This window comes from Klebsiella sp. ZJOU C1 (genome assembly GCF_035620215.1).
Taxonomy (GTDB): Bacteria; Pseudomonadota; Gammaproteobacteria; order Enterobacterales; family Enterobacteriaceae; genus Klebsiella; species Klebsiella variicola.
The window spans coordinates 452,648-476,980 of sequence record NZ_CP141644.1 but is presented as its reverse complement, the minus strand read 5'-3'; the positions used below and the strand labels follow the sequence as shown (position 1 = coordinate 476,980).

The following is a 24,333-nucleotide window of genomic DNA, read 5'->3' as shown; positions in this document are numbered from 1 at the left end:
AAAAATGAATTACCATCAGTACTACCCGGTAGATATCGTCAACGGCCCCGGCACCCGCTGCACCCTGTTTGTTTCCGGCTGCGTCCACGAGTGCCCAGGCTGCTACAACAAGAGCACCTGGCGGGTGAACTCCGGTATGCCTTTTACCGCTGAGATGGCCGACCGCATCATTGCCGACCTCAACGATACCCGCATCAAGCGCCAGGGGATTTCACTCTCCGGCGGCGATCCGCTGCATCCGCAGAACGTCGCGGAGATCCTCAAGCTGGTTCAGCGCGTGCGCGCCGAATGCCCCGGCAAAGATATCTGGGTCTGGACCGGCTATAAACTGGATGAGCTGAATGAGGCGCAGATGCAGGTAGTGAACCTGATCAACGTGCTGGTCGACGGTAAGTTTGTGCAGGATTTAAAAGACCCGGCGCTGATCTGGCGCGGCAGCAGCAACCAGGTGGTACATCATTTGCGTTAATCCCCTCCGTCAGCCTCTCAAAACCGGCTGACGCACTCCATCGCCACCGTTTTAAACTCATTGAAGCTGCGGGTCGTGGCAAGGCGGCTCATGGCGCGCTCGCGCAGGAAAGTCACGAAAATATCGTAGATCGCCATCGCCTCTTCGTACTCGCGCTTACTGATGGCGAGCAGGAAAATGATATGGGCGGTTTCGTCGCCCCAGGCGATGCCCTGCGGGGCGATAACCGTATAAACCACCGTCTTTTTGGCCAGCAGTCCCAGGGAGTGCGGCAGCGCAATGCCATCGCCGAGCATGGTGCTGACAATCGCCTCACGCTCCACCACCGAAGCATGAAACTCGGCGTCAACAAAGCCTTCCTCCAGCAGCTGCTGGCACAGCTCGGCGAACAGCGTTTGCTGATCCATCGGCTTATCGACCACCCGGAAGTGGGCGGCATCGAAGTACTTATTCAGCATCCACGGACGGGTACGGTCCACCAGCACCAGCTTGCCAATCTGATCCAGCTGATAGTCGGTGGGAAACGGCGCGATGGTCACCACCGGTTTGTCTTTTTCGCTGATGCGCACCGTGGAGATAACAAAATCCGCCTCGATCGCATCCCGCTGTTCATACTCGCGCTGGGAAATCGTGGCGGCGATCTCCAGCTGCGGATATTTGCGCTGCAGGATCGCTTCGATCATCCGTACCATCGCATTGCTGGTATCGCAGACCAGTAGCACCTGTGGTTGACGCTGGTAGCCAATGTTGTAGTGACGCTCCAGCCCGACGCCGATATGCAGCACCAGAAAGCCGATTTCGTTTTCGCTGATGGTGTACGGAGTATATTTCCCCCAGCTGGAGACCGCGGCGAGGGTCATATCCCAGGCCATCGGGTAGTGCTGTTTGATGTTATCCAGCAGCGGATTGGGGATCATGATCTGGTAGCGCACGCGGGTGATCATGGTCTTAATGTGGGTCAGCAGATCGGCGTGCAGCTGGGCGTCGTCCAGCAGGTTGTAGTTATACTGGCTGTTGATGTAGCGCAGAATATAATTGACCAGCGCTTCGTCATCGTCGGCGCTGATGGTTTCCGGGTCGACGTCCTGCACCTGACGGGCGGCGAGATGCACGCACAGCCACTCTTCTTCAGCGGGCGAGAAGGGCTTTCCGGCCAGCCGCTGTAGCTCTCCCGCCAAATCGCGCGCGGCGTCGCGGACGTTTTGCGCCACATCTTCGGCGCTGAAATCGGCCAGCGGATAGCCTTCGCTGACGCGGCGCACCACCACTGCGCCGTACAGGCAGATAAAGCGCTCACCGACATCAGTGAGGCGAATATGGTGCCGGGTGAGCGTCTCCTGCAGCATCGGCTCCAGCAGCGCAGGCACTTCCGCCTCCAGCGCCTCGGCGCCGATCAACGGATTGATACCGCCCTGTTGGGCCAGCTCCCACAGCAGATCGGTCAGGCAGGCGCGAATCGACACCTCGCTACCAAACAGCTTCATGCCGTGGCGAGGGCGGGTTTCAAGGGTAAGCTGATAGCGCTGGAAGCGCTCACGCACCTCGACCATATCATTTTGCAGCGTCGCGCGGCTGACGAACCACTCATCCGCCAGATCTTCCAGCTTGATGGAGAACGCCGACGTCAGGAAGCGCACCAGCAGAAACGTGATGCGATCCTGGGCGGTTCGCGGCACGTGCTGCGTCTTCGGCGCCGTCTCCTCCAGCGCCTGAAAGCTCGCCGGGTTATCAATTTTCAGTTGATAACCGCTGCCGCGGTTGAGGATAAACTGCGCGCCATACTGCGCCAGTAGCGCATTCAGGGCGGTAATATCGGCGCGCACGGTACGGGTGGAAACCGACAGCCGCTGCGCCAGCTCATCCTGCGGCAGCGTTTCATTCCGCAGCAGGGTGAAGAGTTGCGCTAAGCGTTGGTTGGGAAATCGCATGTCAGTTCCTTGTGGTTACGGCTCAGGGTTGGGCGGATATCACCATCTGCGATGGGCTACCAACCGGCGTGTAGTCGGAGGCAAAGGTTAATTTGCCATCCTTCGGCGCCACGCTGAAGCGGGTAATATTATCGCTACGCTGGTTCATGACGTACAGCCACTGCCCCTGATTATCCAGGGTCAGCGTACGGGGGTAATCCCCACGCGTCCAGATATCCTCCTGGTGGCTCAGGCGGCCGTCGGCCTGCACCGTAAAGTGGGCGATGCTGTTATGCAGGCGGTTGGCGACATACAGCTGCTTACCATCGTTGCTCAGCGCCAGACCGGCGGCAAAGCTGGTGCCCTTATACTCTTTCGGCAGCGCGGAGACGGTTTTGCCTTCGCGCAGCAAGCCGCTTTGCTTATCCAGATGATAGAAAGTCAGCGTCGACGCTTCTTCGTTGATCAGCCACAGGCCGTCGCCCTTTGGCGTAAAGACGAAGTGGCGTGGGCCGGCGCCCGGCGACGAAGCGGCGATGAACGGCGGATCGTTCGGCGTCAGCTTGCCGCTGGCGCTATCCAGCCGGTACTGATAGATCCGATCCAGCCCCAGATCGGTGGAATAAACAAATTTCCCGCTGGGATCGGCGGCGATCATATGGGCGTGCGGGCCATTGTGATCGCTAATGGCGAAGCTGCCCTCGACGGCCGCCGCCGGGCGTTCGGCGCCTGCCGGGCCTTCATCCTGATGCCTGTCCACTGCCTCGCCCAGGCTACCATCTTCTTTCACCGGTAGCACGGCGATACTCCCGCTGACGTAGTTGGCCACCAGCAGATGTTTACCATCCGGCGTCAGGGAGAGATACACCGGCCCGGCGCCGCCGGAGGCAACCTGGCTGAGCGCGGTCAGCTCGCCATTCTTCTCAATGCGCCACGCCTGCACGACGCCTTTTTCGACTTCACTGGCGGCATACAGCGTTTTGCCATCGCGCGACACGGTCAGCTGCGCGACGTTTGGCAACGCGCTCACCAGCGCCCTGTCACGCAGCGCGCCGGTGTTGGCATCGACGGTAAAGCGGTACAGACCTTCGCCATTGGGATTATAGGTACCTACCCAGGCATAGTGGGTTTGCGCGGCGCCCGCGGCGGCGGCAAACAGGGACAGTGAAGCGACAAGCAGATGACGAGCGACAGGCATAGCAACTCCTTGATGGTTCGGTGGGATAAGTTGCCTCTCACCCCGGCCCTCTCCCAAAGGGAGAGGGAGAAAACCAGATGGTTCCCTCTCCCTCCGGGAGAAAGTTAGGATGAGCGGCAATAGCACTACTTCACTAACTGTTTAGTCATCTCCAGCAGCTGGCGCACATCGGCCGGGCGGGTGTTGCCGCTGGCTTTATCGATAATCGAGCTGTAGATATGCGGGATGATTTTGCTCACCCCGGCATCGAGAGCGATTTTCAGGATCTCGCTGTAGTTGTCCAGATCGATACCGCCGGTCGGTTCCAGCCAGAAATCGTGCGCAGCGCAGGCTTTGGCGACGGCTTCGAATTCGGCGCGGTGCTTCAGGCCGCCCATCGGGAAGTATTTGATGGAGCTGCCGCCCATGTCTTTCAGCAGCGCGATGGCGGTTTCCAGCGGCACAATGCCATCCGCCGCGCCGCTGCTCAGCGGGCCGGTGGAGATCTTCACCATTCCCGGCGTACCGGTCGGCGAGACCAGGCCATTCACCACGGTCTCATTCTGCCCGAGCAGCGCGCGGCTGGTAGCCACGCCGGTGAAGACCTGGTTGACGTGCTGCGGCTGCACCTGGCGAGAAATCTCGCTCACCATCGCCGACTGGTTTGGATCGCCTGCGCCCAGCCCGACGGAGAGCGCGTTATCAATAAGCTTCGCGTAGTCACGCATATCGGCCACCGCGCTGGCGACATCCGGATAGTTTTTGGAGAGCACGCCGACCAGGACGTGACCTTCCGCCGCGTCGTAAATTTCGCGGGCGTTGTCTTTGCTGCCCGCCAGGACGTTCAGGCACACGCGATCACGGTAAAAGTTTGGGGTCAGTTTCATGCTTGTTTCTCCTTGTTCAGCACTTCCGCGATGCGGCGGGCGATCACCGCCAGCTGCTCCGCGTTCACGCTGCGGACATCGGCTTCGATAATGCCTTCATTCGCTTTATAGCCGCGGAAGTAGATGGCGTATTCGCCCTGCTTCAGCGCGTTAACCAGATCGCCGGTCTTCACGCCGGTCACCGCTTCGTTGAATTTGATTTCGGCGCGGGCGATATCGCGACCCGCGCTATCCCACACCACCCGGGCGGTCACGCCGTTAAGCGTGTTGAGCTGTTCGATAAACGGCGTCATCTTCGCCACCATCTGCTCGCCGCTCTCTTTGCTCGCCGTCAGGTAGTGTTCAATGGCGCAGGTCAGGCCGAGAATGCCCTCTTTACCCACTTTCATCGCCCGGCCAATCCCCATCGACTGGCGTTTAACCCACTCGACGTACTGCGTTTTGCCGATCACCAGCCCGCTGGTCGGCCCTTCAATGGCTTTTGCGCCGCTGTAGATCACCAGGTCGGCGCCCATGCGGTAGTAGCACTGCAGATCTTCTTCCGCCGCCGCATCGACAATCAGCGGCAAGCCATGCTGGCGCGCCACTTCCGCAGCCTGCGCGACGTTGAGCATGCTTTTCTGTACGCAGTGGTGGGATTTGATGTACAGGATCGCCGCGGTGCGCGGGGTGATTGCCGCCGCCAGCTGTTGGGCGGAACATTCGTTGGCGTAGCCCGCTTCCACCAGCTTACCGCCGCCCAGCGCCACCATGGTGCCAACCGGCGCGCCGAAGTTGACGTTGTGGCCCTTCGGCAACACGATTTCGTTATTCTCAATCGGCGTAACGTGCAGGTTCTCCAGCAGCCAGTCGCTGTCTTTCACCAGCACCGCCGCCACCGACTGGGCAATCCCCGCCGACGCGCAGGAGACAACGGTCGCCCCTTCCACATCCAGCAACCTGGCGATGTACTCGCCGGTTTTATTCACCAGGTCTTTCATTTCAAAGTACTGGTTCATACCGGCCATCGCGGCTTCCACCACTTCCGGGCGCGGCGTGGAAACGCCCAGCGCCGTCATGCGGCCCGAAGTATTAATCACCTGTTTTAAATGGTATTTCTCAAAAATCGAAGGCATGTTCCGCGCTCCCTTGTTCGGTCAGATAGCCTTTGCCCGCGCGGATCGCGGCCAGCGGCACCAGAATGTTGTCAGCCTGGAGGCTCTCTTTTTCGGCATCCACCAGCAGCGTGGGCCGGTGCTCCAGGCGAAATAGCGTTAAATCGGCGTCGAAGCCCACTTCCAGCCGCCCTTTACGCGACAGGCGCAGCCCCTCGGCGGCGCTGACGGTCACGCAGGCAATGACCTGCGGCAGGGTCATGCCGATGGCGAGGAATTTCGACATCACCAGCGCCAGCGAGCGCACCGGGCCATCGATACGGTTACGGCAGTAAATATCGGAGCTGATGGTGTGCGGCAGAATGCCCAGCGCAATCGCCCGCCGCGCCACTTCAAAGCTGAAGCTGGCGGTGCCGTGCCCAACGTCGAGGCGCACGCCGCGCTGCAGAGCGCGAGTAATCGAGCTACGCAGTTCGCCGGCGGGATTCAGAATGCGGTTCGGCTTGCCGTTATAGCAGTGGGTAATGATGTCGCCGCGGCTCAGCAGATCGGCGATTTCATCGAGGTTCGGCGGGTTATTGCCGATGTGCACCATCAGCGGCAGATCGCCGTTTTCCTGCTGAATGGCCTTGGCGCGCGCCAGCGGCGTAATGCCGTTTTCGCCGACGACGCTGCTGCTCATCCGCGCCTTCAGGCCGACGATAAAATCAGGATGACGCTGCACCGCCTGCTTCACCGCAGCGGCGTCGATATTGGCCATATTGGCCAGTTCATTCTGCGCAATCAGCCCGACGCGGGAGATATTGAGCAACGCATAAACTTCCGTCGCCGCGTTACGGGTCAGTTGATAGAAGTCATCGACGTCGTCGGCGCCGGTGCTGCCGGCATCAATCACGGTGGTGACGCCGGTGGCGATGCCGACGCTGTCCGGCTCATCGTGATAAATCGGCGAATTCGGGTAGCAGTGAACGTGGGAGTCAATCCAGCCGGCGCTGACGTAGCTGTTGCCGTGCAGATCGAGGGTGTTGCGGGAGGGCGCGCTAATCTCGCCCAGCGCCGCGATTTTCCCGTCCTGGATGGCGATATCAGTCAGGGTATCGTCGACGAGGCGCGCACGGCGCAGGAGTAAATCAAACATAGCTATCTCCTGATGAAAAGGGTGAATCTGTTGCCGGATGGCGGCGTACCGCCTTATCCGGCCTACCAATCGCGCTGACGTGTAGGCCCGATAAGCGCAGCGCCATCGGGCGATTAGCTAATCGCCACCGGGAAGATGGAGCCGAGGATCATCGCGCCGAGGATGGCGCCGCCGGTGATCGGTTTCTGCCAGATGTAGAACAGCAGTGCGCCAACCAGCGAGCCAACCCCGATAGGAATCGAGGCGGTCATCGCGCTGAGGATAATCAAGGGACCGAGGAAGCGGCCGGAGGCATTACCGGCCCCCATCATCACGTCGGCGCCGTAAGTGGAATCGCTCTGGTTAATGGTGAACTTACGCGCCAGAATGATGATGTAACCCACTGCCAGACCAAGGACCAGGCCGGTGACCAGCGAGGCGGCGAAGTTCGCCACCGGGAAGACAAAGCCCGCGCCGAGCAGCAGCGCCGGTACGCCAAGACCGATACCGGTCTGTATCGCTCCGCCGATATCGAGGATCCCCACCAGCGACCCTTCGATGATGCGGGCGAACAGGAAGCTGGCGCCAAACGCCGCCACCGCGCCGTAAACGCCGGTATCAATCCCCGACTTCAGCATGGCCACGAAGGCCACTTCGTTAAAGGCGCCGATGCCGTACAGGTAGTACATGTGCGTCCCGGCGAAGACGCCGGAGGAGAGCAGGCCAACAAAGATCGGGAACGACCAGTCGGCATACCAAAAACCTTTATTCTGTTCCATTATCAGGCTCCCGTTACTTGCCGCTGAGTGAGTTGTGGATCATGTCCAGCCAGTTCGGCACGGTCAGATGGAAGGATTCGATCATCTTCATGTCGAAGCCGCGGAAGAAGCCGCTGAGGACAAACAGCGCGACGATGGCCACCATCATCACTTTAGTCACCCGGTTCCAGCCGCTCTCTTCGACGCCTTTACCGATCAGGATCCCCAGCACCAGACCCGGTACGGCGTTACCCATAATCAGCTGCGCGGCGCCGCCGAAAATCGTCGCCCAGAAGCCTGATTTCTTACCGGCATCGATAGCCGCCAGCCAGAAGATCACCGGCATCACGGTGTTCACCAGCAGGTTTGCCGCCGGCACCAGGACCTTAACCGCGGTCACCTGCAGCGCTTCCGGTACGGACGAGGCGGTGAGGTTGAGGAAGGCGACGACAATCATGCCGATGATGCCGCAGGAGATGGCCATTTTTTTCGGATCGTGCAGCGTTTCGCCGACGTTACGATTTTTCAGCATTAGCGCCGCCGCGCCCCAGTTGGGGATAATGCGGTGGTCAACATCCTGGGTGAAGGAGCCTGCTGCCACGGAAGAGGCCCAGGCGTTAAAGAAGAAACCGAGGCCAAAGGAGAAGTGGGAAGCCGGATCGCCTTCGCAGGAATTCAGCTCGCCCAAGGTTCGAAACGCCCCCATCCCCTGGGTGGTAGGGGCGTGAAACATGCGTGCCGCTCCGGCGCCCACGCCGACGCCGACCAGGCCGCCGATGATGAGCGATTTTATTAAAATTATCAGGAACATAGTCAGACCCTTTGCTAACAATCAGGTTTGCGTGACGAAATCCACTTTATCGAGATCGATGGCGGTCACGTTGACGGTGACGTCCAGCTCCACGCTGTAGGTCCGTCGTTCACGGCGCAAAAAGAAGAACAGGAAGGCCTCTTTTCGTACCGCTTCGCGCGCATGAACAACCGTCACGTCCTGTGGCTCAATACGCAGCAGAATGTGCGATGAGGTTTTCATCACCGCAGCCTGCACATGGTTCAGGGCATCGGCGAAGGCCCGTGATTTGCTTTCGCCTTTGCCGGCAACCCTCACCGTGGTGGTGAATTGCTCTTTCATACTTATGCGCCGTATTTCTTTTTCCAGGCTTCTACCAGGCGCTCGCCCAGCTCTTCTTTATCCATAAAGCCGAAGCCCAGCACGTTGCACCCTTCGTTGATGGCAGTGACGCCCTCTTCCACCGAACGCATGCCATATTTCGCTTTGTAGCCGTATTTGGTCTGGGCGGTGATGGCCCCGGCGCCGCCGCTGCCGCAGAAGGAGATGCCGAAGGTAGCGTTTTCCGCTTTCATCATGTCGCCAAGCTTCATATCGGCAGCAACGCCAGGGACGACCACAGCACGTGCGCCCGCTTTCTCAGCGCCTGCAGCGACTTTTTGGCCTTTACCCAGACGGTCGCCAATGACTACGGTGATTTGTTCCATGTTTTGCTCCTTACAGGTTTTCTTTTGCGACTTCGAAATGGACGGACAGCAGCCAGGCCTCTTCATCGGGCAGGTTGCCGAACTGCGCGACCACTTCGCGGGCCAGCGTCATTGAATCTGGTGAAATCTCTTCGAACAGGCTGGCATCCACTTCCGGCAGCGGTTCACCACTGATTGACCGGTGGGCCATGGCCCGCACGTGGGAAGTCAGCATTTGCTCCTGAACGTCGTTAGGGACGATGCCGTGACGGTTTAACAAGGCGTAAACCTGCTGCAGCATCTTGTCAGCCAGCCGTTCAGTCTGCGCTGCCTGCTCCCCTTCGTCGTGTATTACCGCTCCGTTATTCACTTCTGATACCCCGCTGATGTCTCTGGAAATCAAGGTAGCGCCGGGGGATGGGAGTTTGTAGCGAGTTGTTTTCCACTTCGAAGTGGAAAGGGAGACGGCAGGCGTGATCGACCCCACATATTCACAGGGAAAAGGCAAAAACGACGGCTATGACGTGAGATGTATCACAACAATGAGCGTGGACAAGGCGCCCGCGGCAGCGGAAAGGCCGGAAAAAGAGAGTGGAAAAATGTGATATCGGTAGGCTTTCAGGCGGGAGGCATCGGCTGATGCCTCCCGAAAAGAACGGTTAGCGGTACTTCTTATGGTAGGTGTTGCGGGTGGTTTTAAACTCCTCCGCGGCGGCCTGTGCCTCTTTCACCTTGCCTTCGTTCGCCAGCTTCAGCGCACCGTCGATCTGGCCGATCAGAATATCCAGACCATGACGGTAATCTTTCATCTCAGCGCTGTCGGCCGCTTTGCCTTCCAGCTTCGGCGGGGTCTCTTTCTGGGCATCGACCGCGGCGGTACGCATCTTATTCAGCGCCGCTTTCAGCTCGCCGGCGTCGGAGGTCTTCTGTACCACTTGCAGGTTTTCTGCCAGAGTGTCCATGTCTTCGCCCAGGTCGGCCAAGGCCGACGCTGAACCGAGCGCAAAAGCAGAGACAGCCAGCATCGCTAACAGTTTTTTACGCATTGCTCACTTCCTTTTTATTATTTAAGCAAACAGGTGTTATTGCCCGGCGATTTTCATCTCCGGCAGCAGCACAGAACCGCACTGAATGTTGCTGCGCGTTTCAATATCATCGCCAATGGTCACGATATTACGCCACATTTCTTTCAGATTTCCTGCAATGGTGATCTCACTGACAGGATATTGAATTTCGCCGTTTTCTACCCAGAAGCCGGATGCGCCGCGTGAGTAGTCGCCGGTGACGCCACTGACACCCTGCCCCATCAGTTCGGTAACCACAAGACCGGTGCCCATCTCTTTAAGCATCTTTGCAAAACTCAGGCCGCGGCCGTTAATGCGCCAGTTGTGGATGCCCCCGGCGTGGCCGGTGCTTTTCATCCCCAGCTTACGCGCCGAGTAGTTGGTCAGCAGCCACTGGGTCAGCACGCCGTCTTTGATGATGTCACGACGCTCAGTGCGCACGCCTTCGCTGTCGAACGGCGTGGAGGCCAGCCCTTTCAGCAGGTGCGGATGCTCTTCGATGGTCAGCCACTCAGGCAAAATTTGTTTGCCCAGCGAATCGAGCAGGAAGGTGGATTTGCGGTATACCGAACCACCGGCAATCGCTCCGACCAGGTGGCCAAACAGCCCGGTCGCCACTTCGTTGGCGAAAATAACCGGCGCCTTCATGGTCGACAGCTTACGCGGCGCCAGACGCGACAGGGTGCGGCGAGCGCACTCTTCCCCGACCCATTCCGGGGACTGCAGATCCTCGATCGCCCGGCCAATGGTGTAGGCGTAGTCGCGCTCCATATCGCCATCATCTTCCGCGATGACGCAGCTGGAGAGCGAATGGCGAGTCGAGCAGTAACTTTGCAGCATGCCGTGACTGTTACCGAACACTTTGATGCCGTAGTGGCTGTTAAAGCTGCCGCCTTCGGTGTTGGTGATGCGTTTATCGGCCTTCAGCGCCGCTTGCTCCGCGCGGGCGGCCAGTTCGATGGCTTCGTCCGGGGAGACCTCCGCCGGGTGGAACAGGTCCAGATCCGGGGCGTCAAAGGCCAGCAGCTCTTTATCGGCCACACCGGCAAACGGATCCGGGGAGGTGTAGCGCGCAATATCCAGCGCCGCCTGTACGGTGCGGGCGATGGCGTCCGGGCTAAGATCGGTGGAAGAGGCGCTGCCCTTGCGGTTCTGATGGTAAACCGTAATGCCTAACGCCCCATCGCTATTGAATTCTACATTCTCCACTTCGCCATAGCGGGTGCTGACGCCGATGCCCGTCGTTTTGCTGACGGAGACTTCCGCACCGTCAGATTTACCTGCCGCCAGTTCCAGTGCCGTGGTAACGGCTTCTTCCAGCGTCTTACGCTGCTGTGCAACTTGAGAGATGACTTTCATTGCTAATGCCATAATGTAAGAAGGAGTTAACTGAAGTCTAACAGAGAACCGTTTTTCAGTGCGCGCCTTAACTGGTAACATTAGCCTCTTTTTTTAAGGAGCCTGAGATGACAAAGCAGCCCGAAGACTGGCTCGACGACGTGCCCGGTGATGACGTTGAAGATGAAGATGATGAAATCATCTGGGTCAGTAAGAGTGAAATTAAGCGCGACGCGGAAGAACTGAAGCGTCTTGGCGCGGAACTCGTTGACCTGGGGAAAAACGCGCTGGATAAAATTCCGCTGGATACTGACCTGCGCGACGCCATCGAACTCGCCCAGCGAATCAAAAAAGAGGGTCGCCGCCGCCAGCTGCAGCTTATCGGTAAGATGCTGCGCAACCGCGATGTCGATCCGATTCGTCAGGCGCTGGACAAGCTGAAAAACCGTCACAACCAGCAGGTTGCGCTGTTCCACAAGCTGGAGCAGATCCGCGACCGACTGATTGACGATGGGGATGACGCTGTCGCTGAAGTGCTGAACCTGTGGCCAGATGCTGACCGTCAGCAGCTGCGTTCGCTGATCCGCAATGCGAAGAAAGAGAAAGAAGGCAACAAGCCGCCGAAATCGGCGCGCCTGATCTTCCAGTATCTGCGTGAACTGGCGGAAAACGAAGGCTAAGTCCCGCTGTTTTTGCCCGCAATCGTCTCCCGGATGGCGGCGCGCTGCGCCTTATCCGGGCTACAGATCCCTGTATATCAAACGGTTACTCTGTTTCGTAGGCCCGCGCAAGCGCAGCGCCGCCGGGCAACCTGTACCAGACTCCGTTCCCGTCGTTGTGCCGGATGGCGGCTAACGCCTTATCCGGCCTACAGAGCCCTGTATATCAACCGGTTAATCTGTTTCGTAGGCCCGCGCAAGCGCAGCGCCGCCGGGCAATCTGTACCAGACTCCGTTCCCGTCGTTGTGCCGGATGGCGGCTAACGCCTTATCCGGCCTACCTTCACCCCAGTTCTAAGGTTTGCGCCAGCAGGGATGTACCCTCCGTATCGCCTGGGGCCCCTCATCCGCACAACGATGCGTTTGTTTATAGCCTGACCTATCAAGCTGAATCGTTAAAGCTAAAAACAATGTAGATCACATATCCTGGTGATAAATACGCATTACTTAGCAAAATAATACGACTTTCATCTCATTTAACATCATAAAAACGGCCACTTTCTCACCAGGTGAGGCGCTTCACATTTTAATCACCCCCATGCCGGTAGATTTCACACGTCAATGACACAATCGATTCAGCAAAAAGGGAATAAAAATGAAAAAGACATTGGTTCTGACGACGATCGCCCTGCTGGTTTCCGGCTCGGCCGCGGCAAAAACATGGGTGCTGACGAACGCTGAAGAGGGGATGGATAAAGGAAACTGGCAGATCAGCAGCGATCAGCTGAAGGTGAAAGACCATGTGTTCAGCATTGAGCAAAAAGTCCTGCACGGCGGTAAGCAGGAAGGCAGCAAAATCCTCACCATTCACAGTAAAGACGGCCTGACCATCACTCTCAGCCCAACCCGCGGCATGAACTTACTGCGTATTGAGGGTTTCGGCAGCCGGATGGGCTGGGATTCGCCGGTTAAAGAGGTCGTCAACCCGGCGTTTATCAACCTGGAAAGCCGCAATGGACTCGGCTGGCTGGAAGGATTCAACGAGATGATGGTCCGCTGCGGCTATGAATGGACCGGCCATCCGGTGACCGCGGACGGGCAGATTTATACCCTGCACGGCAAGGCGGGCAACACTCCGGCCTCGCGGGTAGAAGTCGAGGTGGCTGACAGCGCGCCGTATGAAATCCGCATCCGCGGCCTGGTGAAAGAGAGCACCTTCAAAAAAGCCGATCTGCAGACCCTGACCGAACTGCGCTACGTGCCGGGCAGCAACAGCTTCAGCCTGCATGATGTCTTAACCAACCATGCTGACTATCCGCATGATTATCAGATTATCTACCACAGCAACTTCGGCACCCCGATTCTGGAAGAAGGCGCGCGCTTCCTCGCCCCGATGTCCAGCATCAGCCCGTTCAATGATTACGCGAAGAGCGGGTTAAAAACCTGGCAGACCTATCAGGGACCGACCAAAGATTTTGACGAGATGGTATTTAATATTCAGCCGCTGGCCGATGAAAATCACCAGACCCTGGCCGCGGTGGTCAACAAAGCGGGCGATAAAGGGGCCTCCATTCAGTTTGATACCCGTCAGCTGCCGGTCCTGACGCTATGGAAAAACACCGACACCATCAAACAGGGCTACGTCACCGGTATCGAACCGGGCACCAGCTACGCCTATCCGGTCACCATTGAACGCGAACAAAAACGCGTGAAGCAGCTGCAGCCGGGCGCCAGCGCGCAGTTTGATCTGACCTACACCCTGCTGCACGACAGCGCTCAGGTGGCCGCCGTTGAGCAGAAAATCGCGCAGATTCAGGGCGACAATAAAGTCGCGGAGAACGAGACGCCGATCGCCAAAGAGTAAGGTTGTAACCAGTGAATTCCCGGAGCGGGGCGACGCCCCGTTCCGGACTACTCCCGCCCCATCACCTCGCGCCCGAGATACCGGGCAAACTGCTGGTACTGTCGCTCATCGATCGGCTGCGGGTAGCTCAGCACCAGCAACTCATGATCCGCGATGCCCTGATGATAGCTCGGGTGATGATGCGCCCACGCATTGGCATGAAATCCCATCGACTGATAAAAGCGCAGCCGTTTATGAGCGATTGCCGTGGTTAGCGGATCGATTTCCAGAATGGTCAGCGGCGCGCGCGTCAGGATCTGCGCCAGCAGCTGTTTACCATAGCCGCGGGAGCGCAGCGTATCGTCGATCGCCAGATGTTCGATATAACCGTAGCCGGCAAACTGCCAGCAGCCGCTGAGGCCGATAAATACGCCCTCATCGAACCACGCTTCCAGCGCGTAGCGCGGGTGGCTCAGCGCCTGAAGTTTGGCGTCGCTTTCGCGCTGCTCGTGCCACGGAAAGGCGCGCGCGTAGAGCGCGTCCAGCGTGGCGAAATGGGGCGAGTCGGTAGAACGTAATCTTTCGCAGTTCAGCATGGCACAATCCCTGGTGGCGAAAACAAAACTGCCCTCACACGGAGGGCAGTGATCGGAGGCGTTCGCGCTTATTCTGCCGCGGCCGCTTTTTGCGCCAGCTTATCCAGCAGCTTCTGATGAATGCCGCCGAAGCCGCCGTTGCTCATCACCAGGATATGGTCGCCCGGGTGGGCGGTTTTGACCACCATCTCCGCCAGGGTATCGACGTCGGCGCTCCAGTGGGCCGGCTGGACGCAGGCTTCCGCCACTTCCGCCACCTGCCAAGGAATATGCTGCGGCTGCAGGAGGAACACTTCATCAGCGCGACCGAGAGACGGCGCCAGATCGTCTTTGCAGACGCCCATTTTCATGGTGTTAGAGCGCGGCTCCAGCACGGCGAGAATACGCGCGGTGCCGCCCACTTTGCCGCGTAGCGCCTGCAGCGTGGCGAGGATTGCCGTCGGATGATGGGCGAAATCGTCATACACGGTGACGCCGTTGGCTTCGCCGCGCAGCTCCAGGCGACGGCGGGCGTTGATAAAGCTGCCCAGCGCGTTCGCGGCATCCGCCGGCAGCACGCCGACGTGACGCGCCGCGGCAATCGCCATCAGGCCGTTATGCATATTATGCTCGCCGACCAGCGCCCACTTCACTTCACCAACCTTTTCGCCGTCGAGCAGCACTTCCCACTGCGAGGCGTCGGCGTTCAGCTTCTTCGCCTGCCAGTGGCCCTGCTCGCCCACCAGCTCCTGCTCGCTCCAGCAGCCCATCGCCATCACCTGCTTCAGGTTGATGTCGTTCTCCGGCAGGATAATTTTGCCTTTGCCCGGCACGATACGCACCAGATGGTGGAACTGTTTCTGAATCGCCTTCAGGTCGTCAAAGATGTCCGCGTGGTCGAACTCAAGGTTGTTGAGGATCAGCGTCCGCGGGCAGTAGTGAACAAACTTGGAGCGCTTGTCGAAGAAGGCGCAGTCATATTCGTCGGCTTCAATCACAAAGAACGGGCTGTCGCCCAGGCGTGCGGAAACATCAAAGTTCCCCGGTACGCCACCGATCACGAAGCCCGGTTTATAGCCGCAGGCTTCGAGGATCCAGGTTGCCATCCCGGCAGTGGTGGTTTTGCCGTGGGTCCCGGCGACGGCCAGCACCCAGCGATCGCGCAGCACGAAGTCGTGCAGCCACTGCGGGCCGGACATATACGGAATATTGTTTTCCAGCACCGCTTCAACGCACGGGTTGCCGCGAGTCATGGCATTACCGATGATCACCAGATCCGGCCGGGGATCCAGCTGGCTGGGGTCATAACCCTGAATTAAATCAATCCCCTGGTTTTCCAGCAGGGTGCTCATCGGCGGATAGACGTTAGCATCCGACCCTGTTACCTCATGACCGAGGGAGCGCGCCAGCATGGCCAGGCCCCCCATAAACGTGCCACAGATTCCTAAAATATGAATGCGCATTCGTCATTTCCTTCTCTTATCCGGGGCACATTTTACCCATATCCCGGGCCCTGGCGAAATGCATTTCAGGCGAATCTGTATTTTGCTGGCGCGATTCACCAGTGCGCACTTTTTTGATTCTTTGTTAAGATTGTTGCGTTCGTTTTACTCAACATAAAAATGCAGGGAACGAGTTATGAAAACGTTAGGTGAGTTTATTGTTGAAAAGCAGCACGAGTTCTCCCACGCCACCGGTGAGCTGACTGCTTTGTTGTCAGCAATAAAGTTGGGCGCCAAGATCATCCACCGCGATATCAACAAGGCCGGTCTGGTCGATATCCTGGGTGCCAGCGGTGCTGAAAACGTTCAGGGCGAGGTTCAGCAAAAACTCGATCTGTTCGCTAATGAAAAATTAAAAGCCGCACTGCGAGCACGCGATATTGTTGCCGGGATCGCCTCCGAAGAAGAAGATGAAATTGTCGTCTTCGAAGGGTGTGAACACGCCAAATACGTGGTGCTGATGGACCCTCTGGATGGCTCCTCTAACATCGACGTTAACGTCTCTGTCGGAACGATCTTCTCTATCTACCGCCGCGTCACGCCTGTCGGCACGCCGGTGACAGAAGAAGACTTCCTGCAGCCGGGTAACAGGCAGGTGGCCGCGGGCTATGTGGTCTACGGCTCTTCGACGATGCTGGTATATACCACCGGTTGCGGCGTCCACGCCTTTACCTACGACCCGTCCCTCGGCGTCTTCTGTCTGTGTCAGGAGCGCATGCGCTTCCCGGAGAAGGGCAATACCTACTCCATCAACGAAGGCAACTACATCAAATTCCCGCAGGGCGTGAAGAAGTACATTAAGTACTGCCAGGAAGAGGACAAAGAGACTCAGCGTCCTTATACCTCACGCTATATCGGCTCGCTGGTGGCGGACTTCCACCGTAACCTGCTGAAGGGCGGCATCTACCTGTATCCGAGCACCGCCAGCCACCCGGACGGCAAGCTGCGCCTGCTGTATGAATGCAACCCGATGGCCTTCCTCGCCGAACAGGCGGGCGGTAAGGCCAGCGACGGTAAAGAGCGTATTCTGGATATTATCCCGGAAAGCCTGCACCAGCGCCGCTCCTTCTTTGTCGGTAACAACCACATGGTTGAAGACGTCGAGAACTTCATTAAAGCATTCCCGGACGCCTGATCCCTGCCCTCCCTTCCCGCCTTGCGGGAAGGGAGTTCCCTGTCAGCGACTCCCCGCTCCGCTCACCCGCGTCACCGCCGCATTCTGCCGATTTTCCCACAGCACCGTCAGCCCACGCTGCAGCGCGATAAAGATAAACAGCAAAATACCGATCGCAATTTTCGTCCACCATGAGCTGAGGGTGCCATCGAAGTTGATGTAAGTCTGAATCAGCCCCTGGATCGCCACCCCGAACAGCGTTCCCAGCACGGTGCCAACACCGCCGCTGAGCAGCGTACCGCCGATCACCACCGAGGCAATCGCGTCCAGCTCCACGCCGACGCCCGCCAGCGCATAGCCCGCCTGGGTATAAATGGAAAAGACGATCCCGGCCAGCGTCGCCAGCCCGGTGGAAAGCATATAGATACGGATCGTGGCGCTGCGAGTCGAAATCCCCATTAAATTCGCCGACGTCGCGTTGCCGCCGATGGCATACACCTGGTTGCCAAAGCGGGTGCGATGGGCGACAAAAATACCGGCCACCACCACCAGCAGCATCAATAGCCCCATGGCGCTGAGACGACCGCCGCCGGGGATGGTCCATGCCAGTCCGGACAAGGTGTCGTAGACCGGATGGTTAATCGGAATCGACTCCTCCGACACCAGATAGCTGACGCCGCGCAGGAAGAACATGCCGGCAAGCGTGATGATAAAAGCCGGGATCTTCAGCGCGTCGATAAGCAGCCCCATAAACGCACCGAAGGCGCAGCCCATCACCAGCACCAGTGGAAACGCCACCAGCGGCGATATTCCCCAAAAGCCAATCGCTTTGGCGAGGAAGACGCCGGTAAAAGCGATCACCGACCCCACCGACAGATCGATCCCACCGGAGAGGATCACAAAGGTCATGCCCACGGCGATGATCCCGAGGAAGGCATTATCCGTCAGGATATTGCAGATCACCCGCGTTGAGGCAAAGCCGGGGAACTGCGTCAGGCAGTAGAGATAGCCCAGCACAAACACCGCCAGGGTGATCATCAACGGTAAATTACGTTTTATCATGGCCGCGTACCCCTTTCAGTAAACCGATAAAGCGCGGCGACTGGACAATCAGTACGCACAGCACCACCACCGCTTTCACCACCTGGTTGAGCTCCGGCGGGAAGCCAGAGAGCAAAATCCCGGTATTCATCCCCTGGATAATCAGCGCCCCCACCACCGACAGCAGCAGGTTGAAGCGCCCGCCCATCAGCGAGGCGCCACCGATGACCACCGCCAGAATGGCGTCCAGTTCGAGCCACAACCCGGCGTTATTCGCATCCGCGCCGCGTATGTCCGCCGCCACGATGATCCCGGCAATCGCCGCGCAGACGCCGCTCAGGACATAGGCCAGCATCACCACGATGCGGGTATTCACACCGGCGTTTTTCGCCGCGCGGATGTTAATCCCCACCGCTTCGATAAACATGCCCAGCGCCGTTTTACGGGTAAACAGCCAGAACAACAGCAGGGTGGCGGCAGCGATGATCACCGGCGTTGGAAACAGCAGAAACGATCCGCTGCCGAGCCACGCCAGGGCCGGGGAATCAAAAGTGACGATCTGCCCGGCGGTGATCAACTGCGCGACCCCGCGCCCGGCCACCATCAGGATCAACGTCGCCACAAAAGGCTGGATCTTAAGGACGGCGACGAGGATGCCGTTCCACAGCCCGGCCAGCGCACCGGCCCCCAGCGAGGCCAGCACCACCACCGCCAGGCTGTGCCCGGCGACGGTCATCGAGGCGGCCGTCGCGCCGGCAATCGCCATCACCGCCCCCACTGACAGGTCGATGCCGCCGGTGGCGATCACCAGCGTCATGCCGATGGCCAGCAGCGCCACCGGCGCGGCGCGGTTAAGAATATCGATCGGGCTGCCAAACAGGCGGCCATCCTGGAGCACCACCTGATAAAAATGGGGCGCCACCAGGCTGTCGACCAGCAACACCAGCAGCAGGGCAATAATCTGCGGGGTACCCTTCGGCCAGCTGAAGCGTCGCTTCTCCGGGCCGGTTTGCGAAAGAGATCGAGGCATCATGAGTTACTCCTTATGCCGCAATAGCGTTCATGATCGCCGGTACAGAGAGCTCGGCGAGCGGGATCTCCGCCACCTGTCGGCGATCGCGCATGATAATGACCCGATCGGCGTAACCCACCAGCTCCTCCAGTTCAGAGGAGATAACCAGCAGCGCCAGACCATCGGCGCAGAGGGTTTCAATCAGGCGAATAATTTCCGCATGGGCGCCGACGTCGATGCCGCGGGTCGGCTCATCGAGGATCAGGAACTGCGGTTTGGTCAGCAACCAGCGGGAGAGCAGTACCTTCTGCTGGTTGCCGCCAGAGAGAAACTCGATCGGCTGCTCCGCGCTCGGGGTACGGATCCCCAGCTGGCGAATAAAGCGCTCGGCGATCTCGTTCTGTTCACGCCGGGGGATCGGCCGCAGCCAGCCGCGCTGCGCCTGCAGGGCGAGGACGATATTTTCCCGCACCGAAGCGGCGGCGATAATGCCGTCGGTTTTGCGATCTTCAGGACAGAAGCCGATCCCGAGGCAGGAAGCCTGATGCGGAGAGCGCAGGGTCTGCGGTTTGCCTTTGATCCACGCCTTCCCGCTGTCCGCCGTTTTAATACCGAAGATCACCTCGGCGGTTTCCGTGCGTCCGGAACCCAGCAGGCCGGCGAGGCCCACAATTTCGCCCGGACGGACCTGCAGGTCGAACGGGGCGATGGTGCCTTTTTTACCGTAGCCTTCAAACGCCGCCACCGGCTTATCGCTCAGCAGGGTACGGCCCGCCCGCTGCAGGGCATTGTGGTCCAGTTCGCGACCCAGCATCATTTTCACCAGCTCAATCTGCGGTAGCTCGCGAGTCTCGCGGCAGCCGACGAAACTGCCGTTGCGCAGCACGGTGATGCGATCGCTGACCGCATAGACCTGATCGAGAAAATGGGTGACGAAGATCAGACTGACGCCGTTATCCCTGAGCTGGCGCATCAGGGTGAACAGCATCTCCACCTCCTGGGTATCGAGGCTGGCGGTGGGCTCGTCGAGGATCAGCACTTTGGCCGACAGGTCGATGGCCCGACAGATAGCGACGATCTGCTGCATCGCCACTGAAAAGCGGTTCAGCGGTTCGCGCACGTCGAGAGAAAAGCCGTAGGAGGCCATCAGCGCCGTCGCCCGCGCCTCCATCTCTTTGCGTCGCAGCAGGCCAAACCGCCGCGGCTCACGGCCGATGAACAGGTTATCCGCCACCGACATATTGGGTAGCAGGTTCACTTCCTGGTAGACGGTACCAATCCCCAGCTGCTGGGCATGGGCGGTATTTTTGGGCGAAATAGCCTGGCCTTCCAGCCAGATGGTGCCGCGATCGGCATGGTAAACGCCGGTAAGCGCTTTGATCAGCGTCGATTTTCCGGCGCCGTTTTCGCCCAACAGGGCCATGATTTCGCCGCGCCGCAGGCTAAAGTTGACGTTATCCAGCGCCTTAACGCCGGGGAAGAATTTACTGAGTCCTTCGGTGCGAAGGATCTCCTGGTGTGCCTCGGCGCTCATAATCGATGTCACCTTCAAATGATGTCAGGTTACCCCGGGTCGCGCTGGGCTTCCCGGGGTTACTGGAACGCTGCTTTTTACCCTCTCCCACTGGGGAGAGGGATGGAATGAGGGGCTCCCCACTCAGTAGCCCATATTTTTCTTCTTCTCTAACTCTTCTTTCGCCGTATCCGGCAGATACAGCGTCGATTTGGTAATGGTCAGCTTCTCAGGCAGGGTGCCGTCTTTTTTGTATTTCTCCAGCGCATCAAACGCCGGGCCGGCCATATTTGGCGTCAGTTCGACGCTGGCGTTGGCTTCACCAGCGATCATGGCTTTATAGATATCCGGCACGCCGTCGATGGAGCCCGTGAGGATATCTTTGCCCGGCTTCAGACCCGCCTCTTTAATGGCCTGGATGGCGCCGATTACCATGTCATCGTTATGGGCGAAGACCATGCAGATGTTTTTGCCGTTATTCTCAGCTTTGATAAAGCTCTCCATCACCTCTTTCCCTTTGCTGCGGGTGAAGTCGCCGGACTGAGAGCGGATAATTTTGATATTCGACGCTTTGGCAATCGCGTCGGCGAACCCTTTCTTACGATCGATGGCCACGCTGGCCCCAACGGTGCCCTGCAGTTCAACGACGTTACACGGCTTACCGTCGACGGTTTTCACCAGCCAGTCGCCAATCAGCTGGCCTTCCAGCACGTTGTTGGCGGTCACGGTGGTCATGTAGAGATCTTTATCTTTAACATCAATGGAACGGTCGAGGAGGAAGACCGGGATCTTGGCCTCTTTCGCCTCTTTCAGCACCGGTTCCCAGCCGGTGGCCACCACCGGTGCAATGAAGATCGCGTCGACCCCCTGAGCGATAAAGGAGCGCACTGCTTTGATCTGGTTTTCCTGTTTTTGCTGACCATCAGCGATCTTCAGGGTGATACCGCGCTTGGCGGCCTCCTCTTTCGCGACGCTGGTTTCCGCCGCACGCCAGCCGGATTCAGAACCGACCTGCGAAAAACCTACGGTTAGCGGGGCAGCTATCGCCATAGACGACATAGCTGCGGAAACTGCTGTGACAAGAAGTAAGCGCTTCCACATAAGGGTATCCTCGTAGGGTTATTGTTGGTTAAAGTCTCACCTGCGGACAAACTATAGACAATCGGTGATGTAACTGAATGCGTTACATCACACTTCAAAAAAGTAAATGAGATGTTAATGATGGCCTCGCTGCCCAGCGGAGAGCCGATAAGGCTTCGCAGGGAGCGCGGCTGTTGCGGTTTATGACGTTTTTTTAAGCAGTTTGATAAATCAATCACATGCAATGAAAACGGTTACATAAATTTATTCATGATGTGGCTATGTTTATGGATTTTCATGTCATTATTACGCGAAAAATTCGGAGCACTCCGCGGCGATATCGGGAAAAAGAAGCGAAGACTTTCGATGTGAGTTGGCTATAATACCGAGCACTTGTTTGCCATACATTTTAAAGGAAACAGACATGAGCTTACTCAACGTACCTGCGGGCAAAGATCTGCCGGAAGACATCTACGTCGTGATCGAAATCCCGGCGAACGCAGATCCTATCAAATATGAAGTCGACAAAGAGAGCGGTGCATTGTTCGTTGACCGTTTCATGTCCACAGCAATGTTCTATCCGTGCAACTACGGTTACATCAACCACACCCTGTCCCTGGACGGTGACCCGGTTGACGTGCTGGTCCCGACGCCGTACCCGCTGCAGCCGGGCTCCGTGATCCGCTGCCGTCCGGTTGGCGTTCTGAAGATGACCGACGAATCCGGTGAAGATGCGAAACTGGTTGCCGTACCGCACACCAAGCTGAGCAAAGAATACGATCACATCAACGATGTGAACGACCTGCCGGAACTGCTGAAAGCCCAGATCACTCATTTCTTTGAGCACTACAAAGATCTGGAAAAAGGCAAGTGGGTTAAAGTCGACGGTTGGGACAACGCGGAAGCGGCGAAAGCCGAAATCGTTGCCTCTTTCGAGCGCGCAAAGCAGAAGTAATTCTGTCTCAGGCAGGGTCATCCCCTGCCTGATTGCGGCACGGATAGCCGCGATAACACCATGGAGGGTGTCCCGTGAAAAGCGTTCGCTATTTCACTCTGAACTATACCGGTTTCACCACCGCCGCCTGTGAAAAACAGGGATATCTGCGCCTTATCGCCGGCGAGCATGTCTTTTATACCGATAAACGCTATTTTAACGACCCCGCGCTTTTTGACCACCTGACGATCAATCAGCCTCTGCACCTTGGCGTCCGCCGCCTGGACAACGGCTGTTACTGGATCCACTGGCTCAGCGATGGCGAAACGCTCCTTGAACCCAGTCAACGGGTAACGCGCTGGGCCCGTCCGCTGCTGATTATCAGCCTGCTGACGCTCATCGTCGCTCTTATCCCGCTCGTGATGAGCACCTCAGAATGGGGAAGGTTCGGCTGCGGCATTATCGCGATACTGGCCTTCATCGGACTGTTAACAGGGCTCTATGAGCGACTGTTCCACCCGGTGCTAAAACGGCACCCCGCCATGCGCGATCTGCTGACGAAGATGGCAATGGCCCGCCGCCGCGACTTTTCCTTTTGCCAGCGGCTACCTGCAACGGCGCGGGCCGTCCGCCAGTCGGCAATGCCTTTTACGCAAGCCCTGCCGGAACGCTATGCCGTCCGGACGGGAAAAATTAGCAATATCATTTTTAAGAAGTGGTTCGCGGGGAACCCAACGCGGGAATACCATGGCGTTGGGATACAATGCGACACGGCGCCGCTGGCCTTCTGGTGGCAGGCAGGCTGCGCCAATTTCGCGCTGCATCCCGTTCTCTATCGTCGTCAGCCACCGTTTATCGCCATTGGCGATCGCCTCGTCGCCGTGTACGAGCGCGACAGCCGTGCGATCCACGCGCTATACAATGCCAGCGACGGCGCGGCTTATATAAAAAACCATCCACTCTATCCAGGTCGCCGACAACTGGCGCTGCTCTATTACCTGTTTTACGGCCTCGCGCTGGTGATGTATCTGCTATTTCTCGCTGTTGAACTCATCAGTGCCCTTCAGTCAGGCCGGAGCGTCTGGTGGCAGGTTCAGGATTCACTGGACATGCTGTCCCTATTATTACTCAGTTTCGGCGGGATCCTGGCGGTACTGGAGCTGATTGGCCCAACGGCCTGGTTATTATCACACCGGGTAGCTGACTGGCTGAAGATGCGCTCGGCGATGCGGCGCTACCTGCAGGGAGTGGCCCGCCATACCGCGCTCGAGGAGATCATGTAATGTTCAGTACTCCAACACGACGATTATTCTTTCTCGCGCTGACGACGCTGGCTTCCGCGATGTGGCTGGCGAAGGATCGTCTGCCACTCTGGTAAGGCATGGAGCAGAAAAAACAACGCCACCCGAAGGTGGCGCTGTCGTGGTTAGTACTGGTCGCGATCCAACCAGTTGCCGTTCGCTATCAACGTGCATCCCTCAACGGAACGTTGATACACATACATCCATGCGCTGCCGTAAGGCGTCTGAATGAGGTGGCGCGCATACTCGCCCCCCTTCGTGCGTAGCGCATCCAGTTCGGCCAGCGTCGATGCATCAATACGATAAACTTCACCATGTACTGTGCCTTCGCCGGGCACCGCGCCTGGATAGTGGCCCAGGCTGTACAGCTGATAATCGTTGACACTATGAGCGCCCAGCCACTGGGCGTTGGTCATCCAGTGGCTGTTGCCTTGTTTGCGTCGTAAACTGCCGTAAACAAATATTCGCATTG

The 24,333-nt window shown here is 58.2% G+C and carries 27 protein-coding genes; 7 read left to right on the top strand and 20 right to left on the bottom strand.

Annotated features, from left to right (window positions below; genetic code table 11):
- Positions 1-4: 4 nt before the first annotated feature.
- Complete coding sequence (nrdG, locus tag SPE70_RS02270; RefSeq protein WP_012969085.1) at positions 5-469, top strand: anaerobic ribonucleoside-triphosphate reductase-activating protein; 465 nt, start codon at positions 5-7, stop codon at positions 467-469.
- A gap of 17 nt (positions 470-486) precedes the next feature.
- Here nrdG and SPE70_RS02265 read toward each other — a convergent pair whose 3' ends face one another.
- From SPE70_RS02265 to SPE70_RS02220, 10 genes are all read right to left on the bottom strand, one after another.
- A complete protein-coding gene (locus tag SPE70_RS02265) occupies positions 487-2,397 on the bottom strand; it encodes a BglG family transcription antiterminator (RefSeq protein WP_032731805.1) in 1,911 nt (636 codons plus the stop codon).
- Positions 2,398-2,419: 22 nt separating this feature from the next.
- The gene (locus SPE70_RS02260; protein WP_012543086.1) at positions 2,420-3,574 is read right to left on the bottom strand and encodes a lactonase family protein; all 1,155 of its coding nucleotides are present in this window, start codon (positions 3,572-3,574) and stop codon (positions 2,420-2,422) included.
- Positions 3,575-3,699: 125 nt separating this feature from the next.
- Positions 3,700-4,440, bottom strand: a complete 741-nt coding sequence (dagF, locus tag SPE70_RS02255; protein ID WP_008807137.1) for a 2-dehydro-3-deoxy-phosphogluconate aldolase — start codon at positions 4,438-4,440, stop codon at positions 3,700-3,702.
- Positions 4,437-5,555, bottom strand: a complete 1,119-nt coding sequence (locus SPE70_RS02250; protein ID WP_064170530.1) for a DgaE family pyridoxal phosphate-dependent ammonia lyase — start codon at positions 5,553-5,555, stop codon at positions 4,437-4,439. The genes dagF and SPE70_RS02250 overlap by 4 nt, the downstream gene beginning before the upstream one ends.
- On the bottom strand, positions 5,539-6,672 hold the full coding sequence (locus tag SPE70_RS02245) for an amidohydrolase/deacetylase family metallohydrolase (RefSeq protein ID WP_012969089.1): 1,134 nt from the start codon (positions 6,670-6,672) through the stop codon (positions 5,539-5,541). Before SPE70_RS02245 ends, SPE70_RS02250 begins: the two co-directional genes overlap by 17 nt.
- A 113-nt stretch (positions 6,673-6,785) precedes the next feature.
- Positions 6,786-7,430 (bottom strand): DUF4310 family protein, encoded by a 645-nt coding sequence (locus tag SPE70_RS02240; protein WP_064170531.1) that lies wholly within the window; start codon positions 7,428-7,430, stop codon positions 6,786-6,788.
- A 13-nt stretch (positions 7,431-7,443) separates the two neighbouring features.
- Complete coding sequence (locus SPE70_RS02235) at positions 7,444-8,220, bottom strand: DUF4311 domain-containing protein (protein ID WP_002886897.1); 777 nt, start codon at positions 8,218-8,220, stop codon at positions 7,444-7,446.
- A gap of 21 nt (positions 8,221-8,241) precedes the next feature.
- Positions 8,242-8,541: a DUF4312 family protein gene (locus SPE70_RS02230; protein WP_004206503.1), complete on the bottom strand. Its 300-nt coding sequence runs from the start codon at positions 8,539-8,541 to the stop codon at positions 8,242-8,244.
- 2 nt (positions 8,542-8,543) lie between these two features.
- Entirely contained in the window at positions 8,544-8,906 is a 363-nt protein-coding gene (locus SPE70_RS02225; RefSeq protein ID WP_004206501.1) for an SFCGS family glycine-rich protein, read from the bottom strand.
- Between the two features lie 10 nt (positions 8,907-8,916).
- Positions 8,917-9,255, bottom strand: coding sequence for a PRD domain-containing protein (locus SPE70_RS02220; RefSeq protein WP_008807140.1), 339 nt, complete (start codon positions 9,253-9,255; stop codon positions 8,917-8,919).
- Positions 9,256-9,358: 103 nt separating this feature from the next.
- Between SPE70_RS02220 and SPE70_RS02215 the strand changes: the two genes are divergently transcribed.
- Complete coding sequence (locus SPE70_RS02215) at positions 9,359-9,490, top strand: hypothetical protein (RefSeq protein WP_012543089.1); 132 nt, start codon at positions 9,359-9,361, stop codon at positions 9,488-9,490.
- A gap of 54 nt (positions 9,491-9,544) precedes the next feature.
- Here SPE70_RS02215 and cybC read toward each other — a convergent pair whose 3' ends face one another.
- Together cybC and pmbA are read right to left on the bottom strand one after the other, a co-directional pair.
- Positions 9,545-9,931 carry a cytochrome b562 gene (cybC, locus tag SPE70_RS02210; protein WP_063105907.1) on the bottom strand — a complete coding sequence of 129 codons (387 nt, stop codon included), beginning with the start codon at positions 9,929-9,931 and terminating at the stop codon, positions 9,545-9,547.
- 36 nt (positions 9,932-9,967) lie between these two features.
- On the bottom strand, positions 9,968-11,320 hold the full coding sequence (gene pmbA / locus SPE70_RS02205; protein WP_008807141.1) for a metalloprotease PmbA: 1,353 nt from the start codon (positions 11,318-11,320) through the stop codon (positions 9,968-9,970).
- Positions 11,321-11,415: 95 nt separating this feature from the next.
- Here pmbA and yjgA point away from each other — a divergent pair, with 95 nt between their 5' ends.
- A complete protein-coding gene (yjgA, locus tag SPE70_RS02200) occupies positions 11,416-11,967 on the top strand; it encodes a ribosome biogenesis factor YjgA (protein WP_004177664.1) in 552 nt (183 codons plus the stop codon).
- A 333-nt stretch (positions 11,968-12,300) separates the two neighbouring features.
- Here yjgA and SPE70_RS02195 read toward each other — a convergent pair whose 3' ends face one another.
- A complete protein-coding gene (locus tag SPE70_RS02195) occupies positions 12,301-12,417 on the bottom strand; it encodes a hypothetical protein (RefSeq protein WP_049139579.1) in 117 nt (38 codons plus the stop codon).
- 184 nt (positions 12,418-12,601) lie between these two features.
- Between SPE70_RS02195 and SPE70_RS02190 the strand changes: the two genes are divergently transcribed.
- Positions 12,602-13,810 carry an aldose 1-epimerase family protein gene (locus SPE70_RS02190; protein WP_060876401.1) on the top strand — a complete coding sequence of 403 codons (1,209 nt, stop codon included), beginning with the start codon at positions 12,602-12,604 and terminating at the stop codon, positions 13,808-13,810.
- Positions 13,811-13,857: 47 nt separating this feature from the next.
- Here SPE70_RS02190 and SPE70_RS02185 read toward each other — a convergent pair whose 3' ends face one another.
- Positions 13,858-14,385, bottom strand: a complete 528-nt coding sequence (locus tag SPE70_RS02185) for a GNAT family N-acetyltransferase (RefSeq protein ID WP_060876402.1) — start codon at positions 14,383-14,385, stop codon at positions 13,858-13,860.
- A gap of 68 nt (positions 14,386-14,453) precedes the next feature.
- On the bottom strand, positions 14,454-15,827 hold the full coding sequence (gene mpl, locus SPE70_RS02180) for a UDP-N-acetylmuramate:L-alanyl-gamma-D-glutamyl-meso-diaminopimelate ligase (RefSeq protein WP_023296931.1): 1,374 nt from the start codon (positions 15,825-15,827) through the stop codon (positions 14,454-14,456).
- A 175-nt stretch (positions 15,828-16,002) separates the two neighbouring features.
- Here mpl and fbp point away from each other — a divergent pair, with 175 nt between their 5' ends.
- Positions 16,003-17,001: a class 1 fructose-bisphosphatase gene (fbp, locus tag SPE70_RS02175; RefSeq protein WP_008807144.1), complete on the top strand. Its 999-nt coding sequence runs from the start codon at positions 16,003-16,005 to the stop codon at positions 16,999-17,001.
- Between the two features lie 42 nt (positions 17,002-17,043).
- On the opposite strand, the gene yjfF is transcribed toward fbp, so the two are convergent.
- The 4 genes from yjfF to ytfQ form a co-directional block, all read right to left on the bottom strand.
- Positions 17,044-18,042: a galactofuranose ABC transporter, permease protein YjfF gene (gene yjfF / locus SPE70_RS02170; protein WP_002886825.1), complete on the bottom strand. Its 999-nt coding sequence runs from the start codon at positions 18,040-18,042 to the stop codon at positions 17,044-17,046.
- Positions 18,029-19,054, bottom strand: coding sequence for a galactofuranose ABC transporter, ATP-binding protein YtfT (gene ytfT, locus SPE70_RS02165; RefSeq protein ID WP_032734072.1), 1,026 nt, complete (start codon positions 19,052-19,054; stop codon positions 18,029-18,031). Before ytfT ends, yjfF begins: the two co-directional genes overlap by 14 nt.
- 10 nt (positions 19,055-19,064) lie before the next feature.
- Complete coding sequence (gene ytfR / locus SPE70_RS02160; protein ID WP_008807146.1) at positions 19,065-20,567, bottom strand: galactofuranose ABC transporter, ATP-binding protein YtfR; 1,503 nt, start codon at positions 20,565-20,567, stop codon at positions 19,065-19,067.
- A 123-nt stretch (positions 20,568-20,690) separates the two neighbouring features.
- Complete coding sequence (ytfQ, locus tag SPE70_RS02155) at positions 20,691-21,647, bottom strand: galactofuranose ABC transporter, galactofuranose-binding protein YtfQ (protein WP_008807147.1); 957 nt, start codon at positions 21,645-21,647, stop codon at positions 20,691-20,693.
- Positions 21,648-22,050: 403 nt separating this feature from the next.
- On the opposite strand from ytfQ, the gene ppa reads away from it, so the two are divergent.
- Positions 22,051-22,581 carry an inorganic diphosphatase gene (gene ppa, locus SPE70_RS02150; protein WP_002886766.1) on the top strand — a complete coding sequence of 177 codons (531 nt, stop codon included), beginning with the start codon at positions 22,051-22,053 and terminating at the stop codon, positions 22,579-22,581.
- A gap of 74 nt (positions 22,582-22,655) precedes the next feature.
- Complete coding sequence (locus SPE70_RS02145; RefSeq protein WP_022065394.1) at positions 22,656-23,843, top strand: hypothetical protein; 1,188 nt, start codon at positions 22,656-22,658, stop codon at positions 23,841-23,843.
- Positions 23,844-23,986: 143 nt separating this feature from the next.
- Here the strand turns inward: SPE70_RS02145 and SPE70_RS02140 are convergent, their stop codons facing one another.
- Complete coding sequence (locus SPE70_RS02140) at positions 23,987-24,331, bottom strand: gamma-glutamylcyclotransferase family protein (protein ID WP_008807149.1); 345 nt, start codon at positions 24,329-24,331, stop codon at positions 23,987-23,989.
- Positions 24,332-24,333 lie beyond the last annotated feature (2 nt).

What these genes read in the sequence shown, in the direction of transcription:
- mpl (WP_023296931.1), bottom strand. Translation starts at nt 15,827, where the DNA reads ATGCGCATTCATATTTTAGGAATCTGTGGCACGTTTATGGGGGGCCTG.
- SPE70_RS02265 (WP_032731805.1), bottom strand. Translation starts at nt 2,397, where the DNA reads ATGCGATTTCCCAACCAACGCTTAGCGCAACTCTTCACCCTGCTGCGG.
- fbp (WP_008807144.1), top strand. Translation starts at nt 16,003, where the DNA reads ATGAAAACGTTAGGTGAGTTTATTGTTGAAAAGCAGCACGAGTTCTCC.
- SPE70_RS02140 (WP_008807149.1), bottom strand. Translation starts at nt 24,331, where the DNA reads ATGCGAATATTTGTTTACGGCAGTTTACGACGCAAACAAGGCAACAGC.
- SPE70_RS02225 (WP_004206501.1), bottom strand. Translation starts at nt 8,906, where the DNA reads ATGGAACAAATCACCGTAGTCATTGGCGACCGTCTGGGTAAAGGCCAA.
- SPE70_RS02190 (WP_060876401.1), top strand. Translation starts at nt 12,602, where the DNA reads ATGAAAAAGACATTGGTTCTGACGACGATCGCCCTGCTGGTTTCCGGC.
- SPE70_RS02230 (WP_004206503.1), bottom strand. Translation starts at nt 8,541, where the DNA reads ATGAAAGAGCAATTCACCACCACGGTGAGGGTTGCCGGCAAAGGCGAA.
- ytfQ (WP_008807147.1), bottom strand. Translation starts at nt 21,647, where the DNA reads ATGTGGAAGCGCTTACTTCTTGTCACAGCAGTTTCCGCAGCTATGTCG.
- SPE70_RS02245 (WP_012969089.1), bottom strand. Translation starts at nt 6,672, where the DNA reads ATGTTTGATTTACTCCTGCGCCGTGCGCGCCTCGTCGACGATACCCTG.
- ppa (WP_002886766.1), top strand. Translation starts at nt 22,051, where the DNA reads ATGAGCTTACTCAACGTACCTGCGGGCAAAGATCTGCCGGAAGACATC.
- SPE70_RS02250 (WP_064170530.1), bottom strand. Translation starts at nt 5,555, where the DNA reads ATGCCTTCGATTTTTGAGAAATACCATTTAAAACAGGTGATTAATACT.
- SPE70_RS02260 (WP_012543086.1), bottom strand. Translation starts at nt 3,574, where the DNA reads ATGCCTGTCGCTCGTCATCTGCTTGTCGCTTCACTGTCCCTGTTTGCC.
- cybC (WP_063105907.1), bottom strand. Translation starts at nt 9,931, where the DNA reads ATGCGTAAAAAACTGTTAGCGATGCTGGCTGTCTCTGCTTTTGCGCTC.
- nrdG (WP_012969085.1), top strand. Translation starts at nt 5, where the DNA reads ATGAATTACCATCAGTACTACCCGGTAGATATCGTCAACGGCCCCGGC.
- ytfT (WP_032734072.1), bottom strand. Translation starts at nt 19,054, where the DNA reads ATGATGCCTCGATCTCTTTCGCAAACCGGCCCGGAGAAGCGACGCTTC.
- yjgA (WP_004177664.1), top strand. Translation starts at nt 11,416, where the DNA reads ATGACAAAGCAGCCCGAAGACTGGCTCGACGACGTGCCCGGTGATGAC.
- dagF (WP_008807137.1), bottom strand. Translation starts at nt 4,440, where the DNA reads ATGAAACTGACCCCAAACTTTTACCGTGATCGCGTGTGCCTGAACGTC.
- yjfF (WP_002886825.1), bottom strand. Translation starts at nt 18,042, where the DNA reads ATGATAAAACGTAATTTACCGTTGATGATCACCCTGGCGGTGTTTGTG.
- SPE70_RS02235 (WP_002886897.1), bottom strand. Translation starts at nt 8,220, where the DNA reads ATGTTCCTGATAATTTTAATAAAATCGCTCATCATCGGCGGCCTGGTC.
- pmbA (WP_008807141.1), bottom strand. Translation starts at nt 11,320, where the DNA reads ATGGCATTAGCAATGAAAGTCATCTCTCAAGTTGCACAGCAGCGTAAG.
- SPE70_RS02185 (WP_060876402.1), bottom strand. Translation starts at nt 14,385, where the DNA reads ATGCTGAACTGCGAAAGATTACGTTCTACCGACTCGCCCCATTTCGCC.
- SPE70_RS02240 (WP_064170531.1), bottom strand. Translation starts at nt 7,430, where the DNA reads ATGGAACAGAATAAAGGTTTTTGGTATGCCGACTGGTCGTTCCCGATC.
- ytfR (WP_008807146.1), bottom strand. Translation starts at nt 20,567, where the DNA reads ATGAGCGCCGAGGCACACCAGGAGATCCTTCGCACCGAAGGACTCAGT.